Source organism: Bradyrhizobium commune, assembly GCF_015624505.1.
Taxonomy (GTDB): domain Bacteria; phylum Pseudomonadota; class Alphaproteobacteria; order Rhizobiales; family Xanthobacteraceae; genus Bradyrhizobium; species Bradyrhizobium commune.
Genome location: NZ_CP061379.1, coordinates 3,475,416 through 3,495,298, shown reverse-complemented (window position 1 = coordinate 3,495,298; position 19,883 = coordinate 3,475,416). Strand labels below are relative to the sequence as shown.

The 19,883-nt window shown below is 63.6% G+C and carries 23 protein-coding genes, 1 tRNA gene and 1 pseudogene; 9 read left to right on the top strand and 16 right to left on the bottom strand.

All coding sequences use genetic code 11. From position 1 onward, the window contains the following. Window positions 1–106: 106 nt before the first annotated feature. Window positions 107–1,465, bottom strand: coding sequence for a trigger factor (tig, locus tag IC761_RS16440; protein WP_195804226.1), 1,359 nt, complete (start codon window positions 1,463–1,465; stop codon window positions 107–109). A gap of 177 nt (window positions 1,466–1,642) precedes the next feature. Next, a tRNA-Leu gene (locus IC761_RS16435) sits at window positions 1,643–1,727 on the bottom strand. A gap of 155 nt (window positions 1,728–1,882) precedes the next feature. Between IC761_RS16435 and IC761_RS16430 the strand changes: the two genes are divergently transcribed. Continuing rightward, a complete protein-coding gene (locus IC761_RS16430) occupies window positions 1,883–3,187 on the top strand; it encodes a multicopper oxidase family protein (RefSeq protein WP_195804225.1) in 1,305 nt (434 codons plus the stop codon). 10 nt (window positions 3,188–3,197) lie between these two features. On the opposite strand, the gene IC761_RS35855 is transcribed toward IC761_RS16430, so the two are convergent. The 5 genes and pseudogenes from IC761_RS35855 to IC761_RS16410 form a co-directional block, all read right to left on the bottom strand. Further along, the gene (locus tag IC761_RS35855) at window positions 3,198–3,485 is read right to left on the bottom strand and encodes an addiction module antidote protein (RefSeq protein ID WP_246791532.1); all 288 of its coding nucleotides are present in this window, start codon (window positions 3,483–3,485) and stop codon (window positions 3,198–3,200) included. Window positions 3,486–3,587: 102 nt separating this feature from the next. After that, window positions 3,588–3,695, bottom strand: a pseudogene (locus IC761_RS36155) (type II toxin-antitoxin system RelE/ParE family toxin); the annotation flags it as partial. Between the two features lie 126 nt (window positions 3,696–3,821). Further along, entirely contained in the window at window positions 3,822–4,256 is a 435-nt protein-coding gene (locus IC761_RS16420) for a GNAT family N-acetyltransferase (protein ID WP_195804224.1), read from the bottom strand. Next, window positions 4,256–5,755 (bottom strand): NAD(P)H-hydrate dehydratase, encoded by a 1,500-nt coding sequence (locus tag IC761_RS16415; protein ID WP_195804223.1) that lies wholly within the window; start codon window positions 5,753–5,755, stop codon window positions 4,256–4,258. Before IC761_RS16415 ends, IC761_RS16420 begins: the two co-directional genes overlap by 1 nt. A 151-nt stretch (window positions 5,756–5,906) precedes the next feature. Further along, complete coding sequence (locus IC761_RS16410) at window positions 5,907–6,155, bottom strand: hypothetical protein (RefSeq protein WP_195804222.1); 249 nt, start codon at window positions 6,153–6,155, stop codon at window positions 5,907–5,909. Here IC761_RS16410 and IC761_RS16405 point away from each other — a divergent pair. Both IC761_RS16405 and glnA read left to right on the top strand, forming a co-directional pair. After that, complete coding sequence (locus IC761_RS16405; RefSeq protein WP_007603495.1) at window positions 6,133–6,471, top strand: P-II family nitrogen regulator; 339 nt, start codon at window positions 6,133–6,135, stop codon at window positions 6,469–6,471. The two genes, IC761_RS16410 and IC761_RS16405, sit on opposite strands and share 23 nt — an antisense overlap. 154 nt (window positions 6,472–6,625) lie before the next feature. Further along, window positions 6,626–8,035 carry a type I glutamate--ammonia ligase gene (gene glnA / locus IC761_RS16400; RefSeq protein ID WP_195804221.1) on the top strand — a complete coding sequence of 470 codons (1,410 nt, stop codon included), beginning with the start codon at window positions 6,626–6,628 and terminating at the stop codon, window positions 8,033–8,035. 75 nt (window positions 8,036–8,110) lie between these two features. Here the strand turns inward: glnA and IC761_RS16395 are convergent, their stop codons facing one another. Together IC761_RS16395 and IC761_RS16390 are read right to left on the bottom strand one after the other, a co-directional pair. Then, complete coding sequence (locus IC761_RS16395) at window positions 8,111–8,530, bottom strand: hypothetical protein (protein ID WP_195804220.1); 420 nt, start codon at window positions 8,528–8,530, stop codon at window positions 8,111–8,113. 82 nt (window positions 8,531–8,612) lie between these two features. Then, a complete protein-coding gene (locus tag IC761_RS16390) occupies window positions 8,613–9,386 on the bottom strand; it encodes a gamma-glutamyl-gamma-aminobutyrate hydrolase family protein (RefSeq protein ID WP_195804219.1) in 774 nt (257 codons plus the stop codon). 255 nt (window positions 9,387–9,641) lie between these two features. Here IC761_RS16390 and IC761_RS16385 point away from each other — a divergent pair, with 255 nt between their 5' ends. After that, the gene (locus IC761_RS16385; RefSeq protein ID WP_195804218.1) at window positions 9,642–10,787 is read left to right on the top strand and encodes an AI-2E family transporter; all 1,146 of its coding nucleotides are present in this window, start codon (window positions 9,642–9,644) and stop codon (window positions 10,785–10,787) included. A gap of 6 nt (window positions 10,788–10,793) precedes the next feature. Here the strand turns inward: IC761_RS16385 and IC761_RS16380 are convergent, their stop codons facing one another. From IC761_RS16380 to IC761_RS16355, 6 genes are all read right to left on the bottom strand, one after another. Then, window positions 10,794–11,090: an antibiotic biosynthesis monooxygenase family protein gene (locus IC761_RS16380; RefSeq protein ID WP_195804217.1), complete on the bottom strand. Its 297-nt coding sequence runs from the start codon at window positions 11,088–11,090 to the stop codon at window positions 10,794–10,796. Between the two features lie 99 nt (window positions 11,091–11,189). Then, entirely contained in the window at window positions 11,190–11,426 is a 237-nt protein-coding gene (locus IC761_RS16375; RefSeq protein ID WP_195804216.1) for a hypothetical protein, read from the bottom strand. Window positions 11,427–11,484: 58 nt separating this feature from the next. Then, complete coding sequence (locus tag IC761_RS16370; RefSeq protein ID WP_195804215.1) at window positions 11,485–12,705, bottom strand: GGDEF domain-containing protein; 1,221 nt, start codon at window positions 12,703–12,705, stop codon at window positions 11,485–11,487. A 229-nt stretch (window positions 12,706–12,934) separates the two neighbouring features. Beyond that, window positions 12,935–13,414 carry a 30S ribosomal protein S9 gene (gene rpsI, locus IC761_RS16365; protein WP_195804214.1) on the bottom strand — a complete coding sequence of 160 codons (480 nt, stop codon included), beginning with the start codon at window positions 13,412–13,414 and terminating at the stop codon, window positions 12,935–12,937. A gap of 2 nt (window positions 13,415–13,416) precedes the next feature. Then, complete coding sequence (gene rplM, locus IC761_RS16360) at window positions 13,417–13,881, bottom strand: 50S ribosomal protein L13 (RefSeq protein WP_008137961.1); 465 nt, start codon at window positions 13,879–13,881, stop codon at window positions 13,417–13,419. Between the two features lie 157 nt (window positions 13,882–14,038). Continuing rightward, window positions 14,039–14,467 carry a PaaI family thioesterase gene (locus tag IC761_RS16355; RefSeq protein WP_195804213.1) on the bottom strand — a complete coding sequence of 143 codons (429 nt, stop codon included), beginning with the start codon at window positions 14,465–14,467 and terminating at the stop codon, window positions 14,039–14,041. 86 nt (window positions 14,468–14,553) lie between these two features. On the opposite strand from IC761_RS16355, the gene IC761_RS16350 reads away from it, so the two are divergent. The 5 genes from IC761_RS16350 to IC761_RS16330 all read left to right on the top strand — a co-directional run bounded on the left by IC761_RS16350 (window position 14,554) and on the right by IC761_RS16330 (window position 18,783). Then, window positions 14,554–15,378, top strand: a complete 825-nt coding sequence (locus IC761_RS16350) for an enoyl-CoA hydratase (protein WP_195804212.1) — start codon at window positions 14,554–14,556, stop codon at window positions 15,376–15,378. A 19-nt stretch (window positions 15,379–15,397) separates the two neighbouring features. Continuing rightward, complete coding sequence (locus IC761_RS16345; RefSeq protein WP_195804211.1) at window positions 15,398–15,982, top strand: CoA-binding protein; 585 nt, start codon at window positions 15,398–15,400, stop codon at window positions 15,980–15,982. 138 nt (window positions 15,983–16,120) lie between these two features. Next, window positions 16,121–17,401, top strand: coding sequence for an O-acetylhomoserine aminocarboxypropyltransferase (locus IC761_RS16340; protein ID WP_195804210.1), 1,281 nt, complete (start codon window positions 16,121–16,123; stop codon window positions 17,399–17,401). Between the two features lie 174 nt (window positions 17,402–17,575). After that, a complete protein-coding gene (locus IC761_RS16335) occupies window positions 17,576–18,328 on the top strand; it encodes a class I SAM-dependent methyltransferase (RefSeq protein WP_195804209.1) in 753 nt (250 codons plus the stop codon). 110 nt (window positions 18,329–18,438) lie between these two features. Further along, complete coding sequence (locus IC761_RS16330; RefSeq protein ID WP_195804208.1) at window positions 18,439–18,783, top strand: hypothetical protein; 345 nt, start codon at window positions 18,439–18,441, stop codon at window positions 18,781–18,783. Here IC761_RS16330 and IC761_RS16325 read toward each other — a convergent pair whose 3' ends face one another. Beyond that, window positions 18,784–19,866, bottom strand: coding sequence for a COX15/CtaA family protein (locus tag IC761_RS16325; RefSeq protein WP_195804207.1), 1,083 nt, complete (start codon window positions 19,864–19,866; stop codon window positions 18,784–18,786). Window positions 19,867–19,883: the final 17 nt, after the last annotated feature.

Genomic DNA, 19,883 nt, shown 5'->3' with positions numbered 1-19,883 from the left:
AGCTGATTCTCGCAAAAAGGCCCAGCCGGCCATCTGGCTAGCTGGGCCGCTTCGCGGATCATCCTTAATGGAAGGCTTTCCCAAGCAGAAGGCTTGCTCAAAGCCCTCAGGCGGCGGTCTTTTCCTCGTCGTCCTTGTAGAGATCCTCGCGCGAAACCTTCTTCTCGGTCACGCTGGCGAGCTCGAGGATGAAGTCGACCACCTTGTCCTCATAGATCGGTGCACGAAGCTGGGCCAACGCCTGGGCGTTGTTGCGGTAATAGTCCCAGACTTCCTTCTCGCGGCCGGGCATCTGGCGGGCGCGCTCGATCACGGCACGGCCGACCTCGTCGTCGGTCACGGTGATCTTGTTCTTTTCGCCGATCTCGGAGAGCACGAGGCCGAGGCGCACGCGGCGGTCGGCGATCTTGCGATACTCTTCCTTGGCGGCGTCCTCAGTGGTGTTCTCGTCGGCGAAGGTCTTGCCGGCGGACTCCATCTCGGCCTTGACCGAGTTCCACATCAGATTGAACTCCTCGTCGACGAGCGAGGGCGGCGCCTCGAAGCGATGCGCCTCGTCGAGACGGTCGAGCAGCGCGCGCTTGACGCGCTGGCGCGTCGCGCCCGCGAACTCGGCGGCGAGCCGCTCGCGCGCGGCTTCCTTCAGCTTGTCCAGCGATTCGAGACCGAGCGTCTTGGCGAACTCGTCGTCGATTGCGAGATCCTGCGGCGCCTCGATCAGCGTCGCCGTGGTCTCGAACTCGGCCGGCTGGCCGGCGAGCTTGTCGTTCATGTAATTCTTCGGGAACGCCACCTTCAGCGTGCGCGTCTCGTTCGCGCCGATGCCGATCAGCTGCTCCTCGAAGCCCGGGATGAAGGTATTCGAGCCGATGATGACCTGGATGCCCTCGCCGGTGCCGCCCTCGAAGACTTCGCCGTTGATGGTGCCCTTGAAGTTGATGGTGACGCGGTCGCCGGATTCGGCCTTCGCGCCCTCGGCCTTGGCCGCGTAGCCGCGGTTGGTGTCGGCAATGCGCTTGATCGCGTCATCGACATCGGAATCGGCGACATCAGCGACGGGCTTCTCGACCTGGAAGGACTTGAAGTCGGCGAGCGCGATCGAGGGCACCACTTCGATCGCGACCGTGTAGGTCAGATCAGTTTTGCCGTTGAGCAGCTCCTCGACCTCGGCCTGCTCGGTCGGCATCGTGATCTTCGGCTCGGTCGCAAGGCGGAAGCCGCGCTCGGAGAACAGCTGGGTGTTGGTGTCGCGGATGGTCTGGTCGATGGTCTCGGCCATCACCGAACGGCCATAGACCTTCTTCAGATGGCCGACCGGCACCTTGCCGGGGCGGAAGCCGTTGAGGCGAACCTTGTCCTTGAGGTCGACGAGCTTGGCGCCAGCCTTGGCGTCGAGATCAGACGCGGGGACGCTGATCTTGAACTCGTGCTTCAATCCTTCCGAGAGGGTTTCTGTGACCTGCATGGCGTCCAATCTTCTTCTCGTTCGGTCCCGGCACGCATGCGTCGGGACGCTGTCATTAATCGATCCGGCGCGAGGCGAACGCCTCAACGCCGTTGGTTCATCGAACCCGGCTCCTGACGGAGAAATATCCGTGCGGAGCGGGGCCCGTCAGTAATCCGTGCAAACGCTGAAAGCGCTTGGTGCGGGCGGAGGGACTCGAACCCCCACAACTTTCGTCACTGGAACCTAAATCCAGCGCGTCTACCAGTTCCGCCACGCCCGCGTGAATTTGCATCAAGACCGGCCGCGATGCCGCGGGCGGCCGGGCTTATAGCATGTGCCCGATTGTTCGCAGCAAAAAAATGGCCATGTCGACGCCCGCTTGAGGTAAGCATCGCGGCTGGACTTATCCAGCGCGGCATGGTCCGGATCGGCCTGATGAAACCGAGGCTTTTCGCCCCTTCGCGACGTGAGGTTTTGGCTGGCCTCGGCGCCTCCGCGGCCGGGTTGATGGCCGGCGGCGCGGGCCCGCTCCCAACCGCCCAGATCGCCCTTCTGGCGAGACCGGCAACGTTGGCTCTCGGACCATCTCAGCCGGCTACACCAGTCTGGGAGCTGGCCGCCGTAAGCCATATCGGCAACGTCCGTTTCAAGCGCGGCGACCTCTGTCAGGTAGTGTTTCGGAACGACCTGCCTGTGCCGCTTGCGCCAGTCTGGTACGGGCTGAGCGGCGCGGCCGCGGCCGACCCGCTGCGGGGGCGCGCGCCCATTGCGCCGGACGCGACTGAAACATCAATCATTTCAATACCAAATGCGGGAACCCTGCTGGCCAACTTCCGCCTCTTCGAAGACCGCCTGAAAGAGCCTGCGCGCCCGCTCCCGATCATCGCCGAGGAGACGAACCGGGTCGCCGTCGATCGTGACGAGGTGCTACTGATCGAGGAATGGCGCCTGCGGCCGGATGGGACCGCCGTTCCCCCGGGCCGCGACCCGACGGGCACGACGCCGCTCTATACCCTCAACGGCCAGACCTCATTCGAACTCTCAGCCGCAGCCAATGAACGGCTGCGGCTACGCTTCATCAACGGCTCCCAACGCACTGTTCTGGCGATCAAATTGGAGAGCCATGATGTTCGCGTGATGGCGCTCGACGGACAGCCGGCCGAGCCGTTCCCGGCGCGCAACGGCGCCCTGGTGCTGGCCCCCGGCGCGCGTGCCGACGCCTTTGTGGATACGGCCACTTCGGCAGCGTTCCTGCTGCATGACGGCAAGGAAGCCCATCCGATCGGGCGCCTTGCGATTTCCGGCACACGAGAACGGCGCGCGCCGCTGGCGCCTCCCCAGCCGCTCCCATCGAACGGCCTGCCCGAGCAGCTCGATCTCAAGGGCGCGCTGCGGTTCGATGTCGCGGTCGGCGCCCCCGACGCTATTTGGACCCGGCCCCCGTCCTTCTCCACCGCCTCCGAGCCGGCATTCCGCGCCAGGGCTGGCCGCACCGTCGTGCTCGCCCTCCATAACCCCGCAATAGCGACCACCGTCTTCCATCTGCACGGCCACCATTTCCGCCTGCTCGACAAGCTCGACGACGGCTGGAAGCCCTATTGGCTCGATACCCTCGCCATCGAGCCCGGCCAGACCCAGCGCATCGCCTTCGCCGCCGCCTCGCCCGGAAAATGGCTGATCGAATCTGTCGTGACCGACTGGGCTGCACCGCGGCTGGTGCGCTGGTACGGGGTGGAGTGAGCCGCGTCGATTAGGCGTGCGGCTTGGCCGTAAGTTCGATTCCGAGTGCCTTCATCACCGCTATCGTGGTCTTGAGCGTCGGATTGCCGTTGGTGCTGAACGAGCGATAGAGCTGCTCGCGAGACAGACCCGTCTCCTTGGCGATCTGCGTCATCCCCTTGGCACGGGCGACGACACCAAGAGCATGCGCGATATAGGCCGCATCCTCAGTCTTGAAGGCTTCCTCCATAAACACGGCGATGGCCGTATCAGACTGGAGATCTTCGGCCGGATCATAAGTCGTCAGCTTCTCGCCCATGTCATTCACTCCAGATCTCGGCAAGGTGCTTCGCCGTCTTGATGTCCTTGTCTGCGTGCTCTTGTCGCCGCCACAAAGCAGAACGACGATTGTGTGGCCCCGCTTCTGGAAATAGACGTGATAGCCCGGGCCGTAATGGATACGCAGTTCGCTGATCCCGTCGCCAACAGGCTGAACGTCACCTGCATGCCCATGCGCGAGCCGATCCAAGCGCGACGCGATCAGCGCTCGGGCGCGTCATCCCGGAGACGCAATCGCCATTTTCGAAACGTCTCAGTCTGCTGGAGCTCGACCACATGTAGTTCTTAGACGACAATCCATGTCCAATCAAGGCGCTTAACGTATCCAGAGATAGCGGGCGTCAGGCTCCCGCTCCTCATTCCGCGCTCCGTCGGTCTGCTCGACCAGCATGAAGCCGCGGGCTTCGTAGAATCGCCGCGCCCGCGTGTTGCGCTGGAAGGTCCAGAGCTCCAGCCGCTCGCAGGCGCTCTTGGCGGCGTCGAGGAGCTCGGTGCCGACGCCGCGGCCCTGTGCCGCGGGAAGCACGTAGAGCTGCTCGATCCAGCCATCGCGGAAAGCGATGATCCCGCTGAGCAAGCCGTCGTCGAAGCGTCCCCAGATTCGGCACGCCGTGAAAACGCGCTCGCGGTAGAACCAGCTGTCTTCGTCCGGCGTGTGCAGACCGACCAGCCACGGCATCGCCCGGTCGAATGCCGTCCGATGGACCTGTGCGGCCGCGCCCATGTCAGTGAGCGCGAGCGGCCTGAGCATCAGTACTCCACCCCGAGCGCATTGTAGATGCGCCGGTGAACCGCCGGCAGCGTCTCGGTCAGGTCTTCCGCGATCAGCCCAGGGCCCGCTTCGCTCCCCGCCTCGCCGTGCATCCAGACGCCGATGCTGGCAGCCTCGAACGCCGGCACGCCTTGCGCAAGCAGGCCTGCGATGATGCCGGCGAGCACATCGCCAGCGCCGGCGGTGGCGAGCCAGGGCGGCGCGTTGGCGGCGATAGTGGCGCGGCCGTCGGGCGCGGCGATGGTCGTGTCCGGGCCCTTCAGCAGCACGACCGCACCGGCGCGCTCGGCTGCGGAACGCACGCGCTCGAGCTTCGAGCGTCCCGGATTTTTGTTGCTGAGGTCGGAGAACAGCCGCGGGAACTCGCCCTCGTGCGGCGTCAGCACGACAGCTGCGTCCTGCGAGGACTTGATCGATTCAAACAGCCGCTCGGGATTGGCGGCAAAGCTCGTCAGCGCATCGGCGTCCAACACCAGGTGCCGCTGCGCCGACAGCGCGCTGTGGACAAAATCGCAGGTGCGTTCGCCAACGCCCGCGCCGGGGCCGATCATGCAGGTGTTGTAACGCTTGTCGCCGAGCAACTCGGCGAACTCGATCGCGGTATCGACGGGGCGGACCATCACCGCGGTGAGCGCGGCTGCGTTGATCGCGAGCGCATCGCGCGGGCTCGCCAATGTCACGAGGCCTGCGCCCGCTCGCAGCGCCCCGCGCGCTGCGAGCCGTGCAGCGCCCGTCGCCGCCGCATCGCCCGAGACAGCCAGCACATGGCCTCGCGCATATTTGTGGCCGTCGATGCGCGGCACCGGAAAGGCTGAGCCCCAGAAATCCGGATCGTTCTCAAAGATCTTTGGCCCGATCTCGTCGAGCACGTGGCTCTCGATGCCGATATCGGCGACGCGCACGCGGCCGCAATGCATGCGGCCCGGCAGCAAGAGATGCGCCGGCTTCTTGCGGAAGAAGGTGACGGTCTCGGCGGCATTGACCGCGACGCCGAGCGCGGCCGCGCTGGTGCCGTTGATGCCGCTCGGCAAATCGACGGCGAGCACCGGCGCGCCGTTGGCGTTGATCGCCTCGATCATCGCGCGCGCCTCGCCTTCGACCGCACGACTGAGGCCCGCACCGAACAGCGCATCGATGATCAAAGCGGGCTTTCCGATCGCCTGCGGATTGAACGGCAGCACCGGATGCTTCCAGCCGCGCGCGGCAGAGGCCGCATCGCCCTGGAGATGATCGCGCTCGCACATCAGGATCACCGAGACCTCTCGTCCTTGCGCGGCGAGCTCGGCGGCCGCGACAAACCCGTCACCGCCGTTGTTGCCGGGGCCGGCCACGATCAGGATCGGCCCCTCCTCCATCAGCGCGTTCGCAGCTTCGGCAACCGCCTGCCCTGCGCTGAGCATCAGCTTGAAGCCGGGCGTGCCGGCCGCAATCGAGAGCTGGTCAGCCCGTTGCATTTCAGCGTTGGTCAAAACTTCCATGCCACTTCCCTGGTACAAACGCCTTTTCAACAGGCATTTCCTGTGCCGCTTCGAAACATAAAACCTCGACCTGCATAAAGATTGAACTGTTTGCCTATTTCACAGTCTTAGGTATCTTGTGCCGGTCGGCTCCACCTATCAGGAATGCTCGTTAAAAGGCTGATAACGCTCCAATAACCAGGGCAAATGCAACTTGGCATAGACCCTGCTTACGAGGAAGCCGCTTCGGTTCGTCGTGCTCACTGGCATTCATCAGGGTGTGGCCGGCCGCCGCCGGGTTGATCAGGCGACCCGGACAGAAGGCAAATTTCGTGCGTGAGAGAAGCGCATCCTGACGAAGACGTTGCTGATTGATCGACAAGGCCGGGAGGCGCGCAGTGAAGAAAATCGAAGCCATCATCAAGCCGTTCAAGCTCGACGAGGTGAAGGAAGCGCTTCAGGAAGTCGGCCTTCAAGGCATCACCGTGACCGAGGCCAAGGGCTTTGGCCGCCAGAAGGGTCATGCCGAGCTCTACCGCGGCGCAGAATACATCGTCGATTTCCTTCCCAAGGTGAAGATCGAGATCGTGATCGGCGATGATCTGGTCGAACGCGCCATCGATGCGATCCGCCGCGCTGCGCAAACCGGGCGCATCGGTGACGGGAAAATCTTCGTCTCCAACATCGAAGAGGCGATCCGCATCCGGACCGGCGAATCCGGGCTGGACGCTATCTGAGCCGGGTGCTATCCCGCATTTTGCGACACTCTGACAAGAAATAAGGCTGCTTCGGCGGCCTGATTTCGTTTGTGCGGTCGCGCCACGAACTCGCCAAAAGCGAGAACAAATCCGCTCATCTGGAAACCGACCCGCAGAGCCAAAAGGGGTATGCATGAAGACCGCCAAAGACGTCCTGAAATCGATCAAGGACAACGACGTCAAATACGTCGACCTGCGCTTCACCGATCCGCGCGGCAAGTGGCAGCACGTGACGTTCGACGTCAGCATGATCGATGAGGATATTTTCGCCGAAGGAACGATGTTCGACGGCTCCTCGATCGCTGGCTGGAAGGCGATCAACGAGTCCGACATGTGCCTGATGCCCGACCCGGTGACCGCGACGATCGATCCGTTCTTCGCCGAGACCACCATGGTCATCACCTGCGACGTGCTCGAGCCGACCACCGGCGAGCCCTACAATCGCGACCCCCGCGGCATCGCCAAGAAGGCGGAAGCCATGGTGAAGTCGATGGGCGTGGGCGACAGCGTGTTCGTCGGCCCCGAGGCCGAGTTCTTCGTGTTCGACGACGTGCGCTATTCGGCGAACCCCTACAACACCGGTTTCCGGCTCGACTCCTCGGAGCTGCCGATCAACTCCGACACCGAATATGAAGGCGGCAATCTCGGCCACCGCGTCCGCACCAAGAGCGGCTACTTCCCGGTCCCGCCGCAGGACTCCGTGCAGGACATGCGCTCCGAAATGCTCGGCGCCATGGCCAAGATGGGCGTCAAGGTCGAGAAGCATCACCACGAGGTCGCCTCCGCCCAGCACGAGCTCGGCATGAAGTTCGACACGCTGACGCTGATGGCCGACCATTTGCAGATCTACAAATACTGCATCCACCAGGTCGCGCATATCTACGGCAAGACCGCCACCTTCATGCCGAAGCCGGTCTATGGCGACAACGGCTCGGGCATGCACGTGCACCAGTCGATCTGGAAGGACGGCAAGCCGGTGTTCGCCGGCAACAAGTATGCCGACCTGTCAGAGACCTGCCTCCAATACATCGGCGGCATCATCAAGCACGCCAAGGCGATCAACGCCTTCACCAACCCGTCGACCAACTCCTACAAGCGTCTGGTGCCGGGCTATGAGGCGCCCGTGCTGCTCGCCTATTCCGCGCGCAACCGCTCGGCCTCCTGCCGCATCCCCTACACCGCTTCGCCGAAGGCCAAGCGTGTCGAGGTGCGCTTCCCCGATCCGCTCGCCAATCCCTATCTCGGCTTCGCCGCGATGCTGATGGCCGGCCTCGACGGCATCAAGAACAAGATCGATCCGGGCCCGGCGATGGACAAGGACCTCTACGACCTGCCGAAGGAAGAGCTGAAGCAGATCCCGACCGTCTGCGGCAGCTTGCGCGAGGCGCTGGAAAACCTCGACAAGGACCGCGGCTTCCTCAAGAACGGCGGCGTGTTCGACGACGACTTCATCGACGCCTATATCGAGCTGAAGATGACCGAAGTCGCCCGCTTCGAAATGACCCCGCATCCGGTCGAGTTCGAGATGTACTATTCGGGCTAAGCTGTCCGAACTCTATGCGACAAGCAAAAGGCGCCCCGTGAGGGGCGCCTTTCTATTTTGGGGCACCGGCTGCGTTCACTCGGCGGGCCGTCGATGCGCGACCAAGAAGCGAATTAGAGCGACGAAGACGAACGCAACGAAGCATATGGCCGTTGCCATCGTGAACAACACCAGAATGAATAGCGGATCATCTGCTCTGCTAAACTTGTAGGTGCCGGCAGCGATGCCGAACACGGGGAAGGTCAATCTGACCGAAACGAGCAGATGGGCTAGTAGAAAGAAAAATGAGAACGGCTCGCTTCTGACGACGAACATGATGAGGGCGGGAAAGAAGCAGAGAAAAGGATCGCTCGGCAAAGCATGACCGAAGCGCTGATTCTCAATGACTGCCACTTCGGTCAGAACAACACATGCCAACACCAGCGCGCAGACGTTCATGACGAATGTTGCTCGCGACCCGAACGGGTTCACCTTTGGATTCACCTCGTTCTGCACGTTCTCGTCTCGCCCCTGGAGTCGCGGCGCTCGCAATGACGATGTGGCGAGAGCGTGCCCAAAAGCCTCAAGCGCGCCCGGCCTACGCGTTCACGCGCTGCCGCTCGACCAACGCCTCGCCAAACGCCTCGAACAGCTTGCGGTTGATCGGGTTGTGCTGGGGGTCGTATTCGGCGTGCCATTGCACGCCGAGCGCAAACGTTGGGGCTTCGGCGATGCGGATCGCCTCGATGGTGCCGTCCTCGGCGATGCCTTCGATCAGCACGCGCTTGCCGGGATCGAGGATGCCCTGGCCGTGCAGGGAATTCACCCTGATCCTCTCGCAGCCGAGGATTGTTGCAAACGCCCCGCCCGGCGTGAGATCGACGTCGTGCCGGTCGGCGAACACCACGGTCGGATCCGGATGGATCTCCCCGTTCTCGAGCCGGGGCATGCGGTGGTTCATGCGGCCGGGGATTTCGCGGATTTCCGGATGCAGCGAGCCGCCGAAGGCGACGTTCATCTCCTGCAAGCCGCGGCAGATGCCGAAGATCGGGATGCCGCGGGCGACACAGGCCACCGAGAGCGCCAGTGCCACCTCGTCGCGGTGGATGTCGTAGGGCTCGTGCTTCTCGCAGGGGTCGACGTTGAAACGAGTCGGATGAACGTTGGCGCGGGCGCCGGTGAGGACGATGCCGTCGACCGCATCGAGCAGCGCGGCGATATCCGTGATGTCGGGCGAGCCCGCGAACATCACCGGCAGGCCGCCGGAGACCTCGGCCACGGCGCGCAGATTGCGCTCGCCCACCATCTGGACCTGAAATCGATTTTCGATGCGACTGGCGTTCCCAATCACGCCGACGACCGGCTTTCTCATCTCCCGTTCCGACCTCCCGCGCTAAGAAGATTCCCCAAAGATGCCCCTGGGATGGAACAAATTCAACAGAAGGGATCGCGGGACGGCAATGCTATTTTCGCGCAATTGCGGCCAAGGGCGCCGCAACGGCACCCGTTCGAGCCCGCCCGGCGTTGGTCTGGGAGACCGAGGACGCGTCCTGGCGCGCGACGGCGGCTTGATCCCGGGCGGGATTTCACGAAAGAGTGCCCGATTGCGGTCGGAAAAGGACAGGATGTGACGATTTCCAGAGACGAGGGATCCCGGCCCCGCGCAGATCTGGCCCGGGATCAGGCTTGGGCAATTTCCATCGGCGGTATCGGCGTGGTGCTGTTCACGGCCCTGCTCGCCTTCACCTGGTATTTTGCGGCCACCCTGCTCCTGATCTTCGCCGGCATGTTGCTCGGCGTCGCGCTCAACGCGCTGACCAACGCGCTCGGCCGCCGCTTTCACCTGCCACATGCCGTGCGGCTTGCGATCGTCTGTGTCGCGCTTGCCGCGATGCTCGCCGGCGTCGCCTATCTCGGCGGCGCCACCATCGCCGAGCAGGCCTCGGTGCTCAGCAAGACCATCAAATCGCAGATCACCAACGTCCGCTCCTTCCTCGATAACCACGGCATCGACACCAGCGTGTTCGATCTCGGCAATGCCGCGCCCCAAGCCTCCGCCGACGCTGGTTCGACGCCCGCCCCAAGCCAGGCCCCGCGCGGCGCGTTGCCGGGCGCTGGCGCGCTCGCCTCCAGCGGCGGAGCGATCGTGAGCCAGACCTTCAAGCTGCTGTTCGGTGCGATCAGCGCCGTCGGCAACGTCTTCATCGTGCTGTTTCTCGGGCTCGCCTTCGCCGCCCAGCCGGGCGTCTATCACGACGGCCTGCTGTTCCTCGCACCCGCCAGGCATCGTGTGCGCGCCACCCTCATCATCGATCGTATCGGCGAGACGCTGGAGCGCTGGCTGATCGCGCAGATCATCGTCATGCTCGCGGTAGGCCTGGTGACCTGGATCGGGCTTGCCATCATCGGCATCCCCGGCTCGTTCATCCTTGGAATCCAGGCCGGCCTGCTCGCCTTCATCCCAACCGTCGGCGCCATCATCGCCGGCGTCGTGGTGGTGCTGGCGAGCCTCGCCTCGGGCTGGATTCCGGCGCTGTCCGCGCTCGTCCTGTTCCTCGGCGTGCACACGATGGAAAGCTACGTGCTGACGCCGATCCTCCAGCGCCAGGCGCTGGACATCCCGCCGGCAACGCTGTTCGCATTCCAGATCCTGCTCGGTGTCGTCTTCGGAATCTGGGGCCTGGCGCTGGCGCTGCCACTGGTCGCCATCGCCAAGGTCATGATCGACCATTTCAAGACGTATGAAGTCCCGCCCCAGGCAGAGGCGGCCTGACCTCTCTCAGGTCGTCAGCACGGTCTCGGTGTGCTCGACCTCCGGGGGCGAGGCAAAATACTGGCCGACGAGGCCGCGCCATTCGGTGAAATTCTCGGAGCCGCGGAAATCAACGGTGTGATTTTCCAGCGTCGCCCATTTCACCATGAGCCGGTAACGCTGCGGCTTCTCGATCGACTTGTGCAGCTCGAAGCCGTGAAAGCCCTTGGCGCGGCCGAAGGCAGCCTTGGCCTTGGCGACGGCCGCCTCAAAATCCTTCTCGCTGCCCGGCTTGATTTCGATTTGCGCGATCTCGGTGACCATCGTTTCCGCCCTTCTTTGTTGACGGGCGTGTCTACCGCACCCGGAGGCAAAGAAAAAGGCGCCGGATCGGCGCCCTGCTCGGCTCAAAATGCGCCGCTCTCAGGCAAGCAGCAGGACCGTGCCGACAATGATAAGCGCGCAACCGACGAACAGCGCAAACGACCAGTAGTCGCGGTCCTGCGTGTAGTGCCCCTGCGCGCGGCGCTCGGTAATCAGGGCGGTCTCGTATTCGTCCGCAGTCGAGAACAGGCAGGCGAAACCGCCGCGTGCCGAGGCCGCAGCGGCTTCAAGCTTCATCAGGGCGGCCTGCGGGCTCTGTCGACGGGTCGATTCCATGATCGCAATGGTAGGAACCGAATGGTAAATAGACCATTACCGCAGAGCGGCCGGCGTGTCAGGCGGTCGCCGGCTGCACCTTCGGCAAACCGATCCGCGCGGCGCTCTGGCGGCGCCAGTTTTCCAGCGATAGCGGCAGCTCCTCAGCAGCTTCGACGCGGTTACGGCCGCCGCGCTTGGCCTGGTAGAGCGCGGTATCGGCCGAGGCCAGCAACACCTCGAGCTCGGTGCCGGCGGGGCCGCCAGCGATGCCGATGCTGACGGTGGTGTCGACCGGGCCTTCATCGACCACGACGCCGGACGTCTCGAACGCCTCGCGCACGCGCTCGGCGACCACCACGCCCTCTTCCAGTGAACACGGCAGCAGCGCCGCGAACTCCTCGCCGCCGATGCGACCGGACAGATCGGAGATGCGCAGATTGTTGACGACGATAGTCGAGAACAGCTTCAGCATCTCGTCGCCGGCTGGATGGCCGAAGCGATCGTTGATCGACTTGAAGTGGTCGATATCGAAGATCATCACCGTGACCGGGCGGCCGCCCTTGGCCTCGCGCTCGATCATCCGTGAACAGGCCTCCGAGAAGCCGCGGCGGTTGAGCATGCCGGTCAGGGGATCGGTGGAGGCGGCGGTGCGGTGCGCGGTCACGGTGCGCTCCGACACCAGCATGAAGATCACGAACACGGTGCCGACGGCGTAGAGCACGAGCTCGACCGCGAACACGGTGACCCAGACGCTGTGAGAGAAGCCGGCATCGTTCGGCCGCAGGAAGCTGCCGAGCAGGATCGGCAGCATCAGCACGCAGCCATGCATCACCGGCACCACGAAGGCCGGCCAGCGCCGTTGCAGGCTCTTGCGCCGCTCGACCCAGAGCTCGCTCGCGGTCAGCGCCGCATAGAAAGAGACGATGCCGGCGCCGATGATCATGCGCAGCATGGAGGCCGAGGGATCGAGCAGCGTTGCGGTCGCGACCCAGGCGAATGCGCCGAGCACGAGACCAGGCCAGTTCGGCTTGCGGCCATGGAAGACGCGCGCCGCATTCCACACCATGCCGCAGGCGACGAAGCCGACAGCGTTCAGCGCGAGATAGAGATGCGGGCCGAGCTTGTCGCCGGCCACGGTCCATAGCGCGACGGACGCGGCACCAAGGAGATAGGCGGTGCCCCACCATTTCAGCGCAGGGCTGTTCTCCTGCTTGCCGAAAAACACCATCATGGCGCCGAGCAGTGCGGCAACCATCGTGGCGACCAAATAGAGCGTGATGCTATCGAGCGACATCATGTCGGCCCCCTTTAACACATAGCAGTTACGCGATCGGCCCAGCCGACTTGCGCGCCCTTCCAGATGCGACGCTATGTCCCGCGGGTTCCATTCAGGTTTTCACGGGCGCCCAAGTTTTCGCGAAACACGTCATCAATTTGCGTACAAACGAACAACAAAAAGGGCGCTGAAATCAGCGCCCTTTTGCATTTCATTGAAGCCGCTTTCGCGGCGAATGTGACCGAAGCGATTAACGCTTCGAGAACTGGAAGGACCGGCGGGCCTTCGCCTTGCCGTACTTCTTGCGCTCGACCACGCGGGAGTCGCGCGTGAGGAAGCCGCCCTTCTTGAGCACGGTGCGCAGCTCCGGCTCGAAATAGGTGAGCGCCTTGGAGATGCCGTGACGGACGGCGCCGGCCTGGCCGGACAGACCGCCGCCGGCGACGGTGCAGATCACGTCGTACTGGCCGGAACGCGCGGCCACCGAGAACGGCTGCTCGATCATCATGCGCAGCACGGGGCGGGCGAAATAGACCTCGACCTCACGCGCGTTGACGGTGACCTTGCCGGCGCCCGGCTTGATCCAGACGCGGGCGACCGCGTCCTTGCGCTTGCCGGTGGCGTAGGCGCGATTGAACTTGTCGACCTTCTTCTCGTGCTTGGGCGCATCGGGCGCCGCCGAGGTCTTGAGCTGCGAGAGCTGGTCGAGCGACTGAATGGATTCGGCCATGATTATGCGGCCCTCGTGTTCTTGCGGTTCAACTTGGCGATATCGATCTTCTCGGGCGTCTGGGCCTCGTGCGGATGATCGGCACCGCCGTAAACGCGGAGGTTGCCCATCTGGACGCGACCGAGCGGACCACGCGGGATCATGCGCTCGACGGCCTTCTCGAGCACGCGCTCGGGATGCTTGCCCTCGAGGATCTGGCGCGCGGTGCGCTCCTTGACGTGGCCGACATAGCCGGTGTGCTTGTAGTAGGTCTTCTGCTCGCGCTTGCGGCCGGTGAGGACCGCATGCTGGGCGTTGATGATGATGACGTTGTCGCCGCAATCGACGTGCGGGGTGTAGGTCGGGAGGTGCTTGCCGCGCAGACGCATGGCAACGATGGTGGCGAGACGACCAACGACCAGACCCTTGGCGTCGATCAGCACCCACTTCTTCGTCACCTCGGCCGGCTTTGCCGAAAAGGTTTTCATGTCAGAATTTCCGTGGACGGGGATATCGGCGCGAACACCGCACCGGACTGCCCGGCTTTCTAGAGAAGTGACGCGCAACGGTCAATGCCCTGCGATGGAAATTACGTTAGCAGAATCAATGTCTTATAAATAAGGTGCTATATTACCCGCAAAAAATTCAAACATTTGGAATGGAATAGGTCGACGTGACATGGGCGATCGGATCGGGCGAGGTCCCTGACAGGAGGTTCACCTCCCCGACCGCCAGACGCTTGCCGAGCTTGATCAGCCGCGCTTCCGCCAGCACGTCCTGTCCGGGCTGGCCCTTGCGCAGGAAATTGATGTTGAGATTGGTGGTGACCGCGAGCCCAATGGGCCCGATTGCCGACAGCAGCACCACATACATGGCGAAATCGGCCAGCGCCATCAGCGTCGGGCCGGACACGGTTCCGCCCGGTCGCAGCATCCGTTCGCTGTAGCGCTGGCGCAAAAGACAGGTCTGCCCGTCCGCGCTCTCGATCGTGATGTCGTCGCCGCTGAAGGCCTGGGGAAACTCGTCGCGGAGAAACTGCTCGACCTCCGCCACGCTCATTTTCGCTAACGCCATGCTACGCCTCACCCTCGCTTCATGTCCCCTGTTACATTAAGTTGTCTGCGTCATCCAAACGCAATAATCCAATCGGAAACGCCTCGATGTCCGCCCAGGCCGCCCGCGCCCCCTCCCCGCAACCGCCAATTCTGCTGCGCGAAACGATCGGCAGCATCGCGGTCCTGACGTTGAACCGCCCGGCCGCGCGCAACAGCCTGTCGGAAGCGATGATCGCCGGCCTGCATGCCGAACTCGAGGAGATCCGCGACGACAAGGCGATCCGCGGCGTCGTGATCGCCGCCAACGGTCCCGCCTTCTCGGCCGGCCACGACATGAAGGAGCTGACGGCGCGCCGCGCCGATCCGGATCGCGGCCGCGCCTTCTTCGCCGAGATGATGAACGCCTGTAGCGCGATGATGCAGGCGATCGTGCATCTGCCGAAGCCGGTGGTGGCTGCCGTCCAGGGCATCGCGACCGCGGCCGGCTGCCAGCTCGTCGCAAGCTGCGATCTCGCAATCGCATCCGAAGCTGCAAGTTTCGCCACGCCCGGCGTGGACATCGGCCTGTTCTGCTCGACGCCGATGGTGGCGCTGTCGCGCAACGTGCCGCGCAAGCAGGCGATGGAGATGCTGCTGACGGGCGAACCGATCCCGGCCGCGCGGGCCCGCGAGATCGGTCTCGTCAATCGCGTGGTCGCCGCCGGCACCGAGCGCGACGCCGCGATTGCGCTCGCGGAACAGGTCGCGCTGAAATCGGCCTATACCGTCAAGCTCGGCAAGGAGGCGTTCTACCGCCAGGCGGAGATGAGCCTTGCAGACGCCTATCGCTATGCGGCAGAGGTGATGACCGAGAACATGATGGCCCGCGACGCCGAGGAAGGCATCGGCGCGTTCATCGAGAAGCGCACGCCGACATGGCGGGATGAATGACAACAAGAAAAGACGCCAGATGAATCACGACGCCTATCCCGACAGTTACATCCGCGGCATCCTCAACAGCGTGAAGTCGATCGCGATGGTCGGGGCATCGCCGCAGAATGTGCGGCCGAGCTATTTCGCGTTCAAATATCTGGCGCAGCGCGGCTACGACATGATCCCGGTCAATCCCGGCCATGTCGGCAAGGATCTGCTCGGAAAACCGTTCGTCGCTTCGCTGAGCGATATCGGCCGTCCCGTCGACATGATCGACATCTTCCGCAACTCGAGCCACGTCATGCCTGTCGTCGAAGAGGCGCTCATGCTGGATCCGCTGCCGAAGGTGATCTGGATGCAGCTTGGCGCGCGTGACGATGTCGCCGCGGCGAAGGCGGAATCGGTCGGCATCAAGGTCGTGATGAACCGCTGCCCCAAGATCGAATATGGCCGGCTGTCGTCGGAAATCTCCTGGATGGGCGTCAACACGCGCACGCTGAGTTCCAAGCGGCCGCCGGCGCCGACACAGGGCATGCGGTTATCCCTCAATCGGATGAGTGTCGGCGGCGGTGACACCGCCGCCTCGGATCGCGCCGCGAAAAACAAGAGCGAGCACAGCTGACGCGATTGCGAAGGATTCTTTTCGCGAACGCGACAATAGGCAGCAGGATCATTCCGACGTGAACCCGCGCCTTGACGGCAGCGGGTTCGCCCATCAGCATGCCGCGCGATTTCAGACCACAAGAACAGGACGCCCTCAATGAGCGATCGCCTTCCGGGATTTTCGACCCTTGCCGTGCATGCCGGTGCACAGCCCGATCCCACCACCGGTGCGCGCGCGACCCCGATTTATCAGACGACGTCTTTCGTTTTCAACGATGCCGACCATGCCGCCTCGCTGTTCGGCTTGCAGGCGTTCGGCAACATCTACACCCGCATCGGCAATCCGACCAATGCGGTGCTGGAAGAGCGCGTCGCCGCGCTCGAAGGCGGCACGGCCGCGCTGGCCGTTGCTTCCGGCCATGCCGCGCAGGTCGTGGTGTTGCAGCAGCTGCTCCAGCCCGGCGACGAATTCATCGCCGCGCGGAAACTCTATGGCGGCTCGATCAACCAGTTCACGCATGCGTTCAAGAGCTTCGGCTGGAACGTGGTGTGGGCCGATCCCGATGACATCGCGAGCTTCGAGCGCGCGGTAACGCCGCGCACGAAAGCGATCTTCATCGAATCCATCGCCAATCCGGCGGGGAGCATCACCGACATCGAGGCGATCTCGAGTGTGGCAGCCAAGGCCGGCGTGCCGCTGATCGTCGACAACACGCTGGCCTCGCCCTACCTGATCCGCCCGATCGATCACGGCGCCGACATCGTCGTGCACTCGCTGACGAAATTTTTGGGCGGCCACGGCAATTCACTCGGCGGCATCATCGTCGATGCCGGCACGTTCGATTGGTCGACCGGCGGCAAATATCCGATGCTGTCGGAGCCGCGGCCGGAATATCACGGCATCCGCCTTCAGGAAACGTTCGGCAATTTCGCCTTCGCGATCGCCTGCCGCGTGCTGGGCCTGCGCGATCTTGGCCCCGCGCTGTCGCCCTTCAACGCCTTCATGATCCTCACCGGCATCGAGACGCTGCCGCTGCGCATGCAGAAGCACTGCGACAATGCCAAGGCGGTCGCCGAATTCCTCGCCGGTCATCCGGCGGTGGCCTCGGTGAGCTATGCGGGGCTTCCGAGCGACAAGTACAACCAGCTCGCGCGCAAATATGCGCCGAAGGGCGCGGGCGCCGTGTTCACCTTCAGCCTGAAGGGCGGCTATGACGCCGGCGTCGGCCTGGTCTCGAAATTGCAGCTGTTCTCGCATCTCGCCAATGTCGGCGACACGCGCTCACTGGTCATCCACCCGGCCTCGACCACGCACAGCCAGCTCGACGACGCCGCCAAGGTGAAATCGGGCGCCGGTCCCGACGTGGTGCGGCTCTCGATCGGCATCGAGGACAAGGAAGACCTGATCGCCGATCTCGAGCAGGCGCTGGCCGCATAGAAAACCTCGAAGCACGACCGCACGCGCAGCTCGGACGGGAACCCCCCGTCCGAGCCGCCTTTGCCTGCCGTCTTCGCCGCGATCTGGCGCTGCGTCCTGCCGAAGGCTCCGCGCCAGCTTCCATCGCTACCGTCGCCCAACGCTCCCACGACTCGCGACTGTACAAGGAAGGCCATGAATATTGCCGCGCCGGACATCGGATCGCTTTTTCCAATTCCCTCACAGACAAGCGCGCACGACAAACGGTTCTTGTTGCAGACCATTGCTCTCACCAAGAGAGTCCTGGGGTCCTTTTCTTACGTCGAAATCGGCTCGTATCTTGGCGGAAGCCTGACCCCGTTTCTGATGGACCCCGCATGTAAAGCGGTCCTTTCGATCGATGAAAGGGGCCGGCAACAGCCGGATGAGAGGGGAGCCAAATACGACTACTCCGGAATTACACATCAGACGATGATCGGTAATCTGGTCTCTCGTGGCATACCGACGTCCAAGCTGACGACGTTTGATGGCTCGGTGGATTCGCTGCAAGGGGCGGAAAACAATTTCGAGATTGCGTTCATCGATGGAGAGCACACCGATGTCGCCTGCTTCAGGGATTTCTTGTGGACGCTTCCGCTGGTGAAGAGCGACGCGATCATTCTCTTTCACGACAGCACGCTGGTCTACAAGGCTCTCCGCATGATCAGCCTGTACATGAAAAAGTCGAGACAAAAACATTTGTTCGCAAAGAACAGGGAGTCGGACGTGACCGGCGTCTTCATTGGAAAGTTCGCCGAGATCGATTTCGAGAGAGAGTTTGGTCAATCCGAGAACTGGGAAGAATTCTTCGAGAAGTCAGAAACAGAGGTTATCCAACACGTCCTGAAGAACAGGGTATCGATTCAATTCGATGCGATCGTCACGCCCGTCAGGACGTTTCCTGCCTGATCTGCGGGGCACATGAAAGTGCGCCCCGGAACGGCCCCGGTTAACAGTCATTAACCATATCTGCCGTATGCATCGTCCCTGGATCGCCCTGTTTTGATTCGGAGCCGACGATGCTGCGCTGGATGGTACCTGCCCTTGCGGCGATGCTGACGGTCTCAGCCGCTGTTGCCGCCGATTTACCGGCGACGCCGAGGCGGCGGGCCGTCGCTCCACCGCCGGAGCCGCCTAAGGTTTATGTCGAGACCGATCCGGATGCGCTGATCTCGCCGGCCTATGGCATCGGCAGCTACATCCGCAACCTGCCGGGCACCCCGCTCCTGCCCGGCTCGCACACGCTGCCCGGCTACTACGGCCGTCCCTGGGACTACGACTATCAGGGCTCGTACTACGGCGGGAAGCAGGTCGACTATTTCTGGCGGCTGCCCTATTCGTGCGGCATCTACGGCTATTGCTGATCAGCCGGGCTGACCGACCGGAACCGCGCGCGACTGCATCTCGGTCGAATGCCGCGAGGCGAGTCGTTCCGCCTGCATCACCGCAAGCGTCAGCACCACGATCGCGACCGCCTGATGCGACAGCGCGAGGTCAATCGGGACCTGGTTGAGCAGCGTGAGGATGCCGAGCACCGCTTGCAGACTGACAGCCGCCAACAGCCAAAGCGCGCCACGCGCCGCTGGGCCTGCATGCGAGCGCACCGCGTCGACCGCATGCAGTGCCGCCAGCACGAACAGCGCATAGGCGGTCATGCGGTGCTCGAACTGCACGGTCAGCACATTGTCGAACATGTTGCGCCACCACGGCGTCTCGAACCACAGCCGCTCTGCGGATGGAATGAAGGCGCCGTCGATTGTGGGCCAGGTGTTGTAGGCACGGCCTGCGCGCAGGCCCGCGACCAGCGCGCCGAAATAGATCTGCACGAAGGTCACGACGAGAAGCAGCGCGCTCGTGAAGCGCAGCCGCGTGGACGTGGCGAGCTGCGGCCGCTCGGCAAGCCGCCGGACCGTCCAGACGATGCCGGCAAAGATCAGCAGCGCCAGCACCAGATGCGTCGCCAGCCGATATTGCGACACCTCGACGCGTTCGGTGAGGCCCGAGGCCACCATCCACCAGCCGACCGCGCCCTGGAGTCCGCCGAGCGCGAACAGCAGCCACAGCCTGCGCTTCAACTCGCCCGACAGACCTCCGCGCCACAGGAAGAACAGGAACGGGAGCAAATAGGCGACGCCGATGAAACGGCCGAGCAGCCGGTGGCTCCATTCCCACCAGAAAATCTCCTTGAACTCGGACAGGCTCATGCCGGCGTTGAGCTCGCGATATTGCGGGATCTTCTTGTAGGCCTCGAACGCGTCGGTCCACTGCGCTTCCGACAGCGGCGGCACACTGCCCGTCACCGGCTTCCACTCGACGATGGAGAGGCCGGATTCCGTCAACCGCGTTGCACCGCCGACCAGCACCATCAGCGCGATCAGCGCGGCGACGGACACGAGCCACCAGCGCACGGCGCGATGCGGCTCGGAAGGGGCGGAAACCGTCGTCATTTCGGGGTTAAACCGGC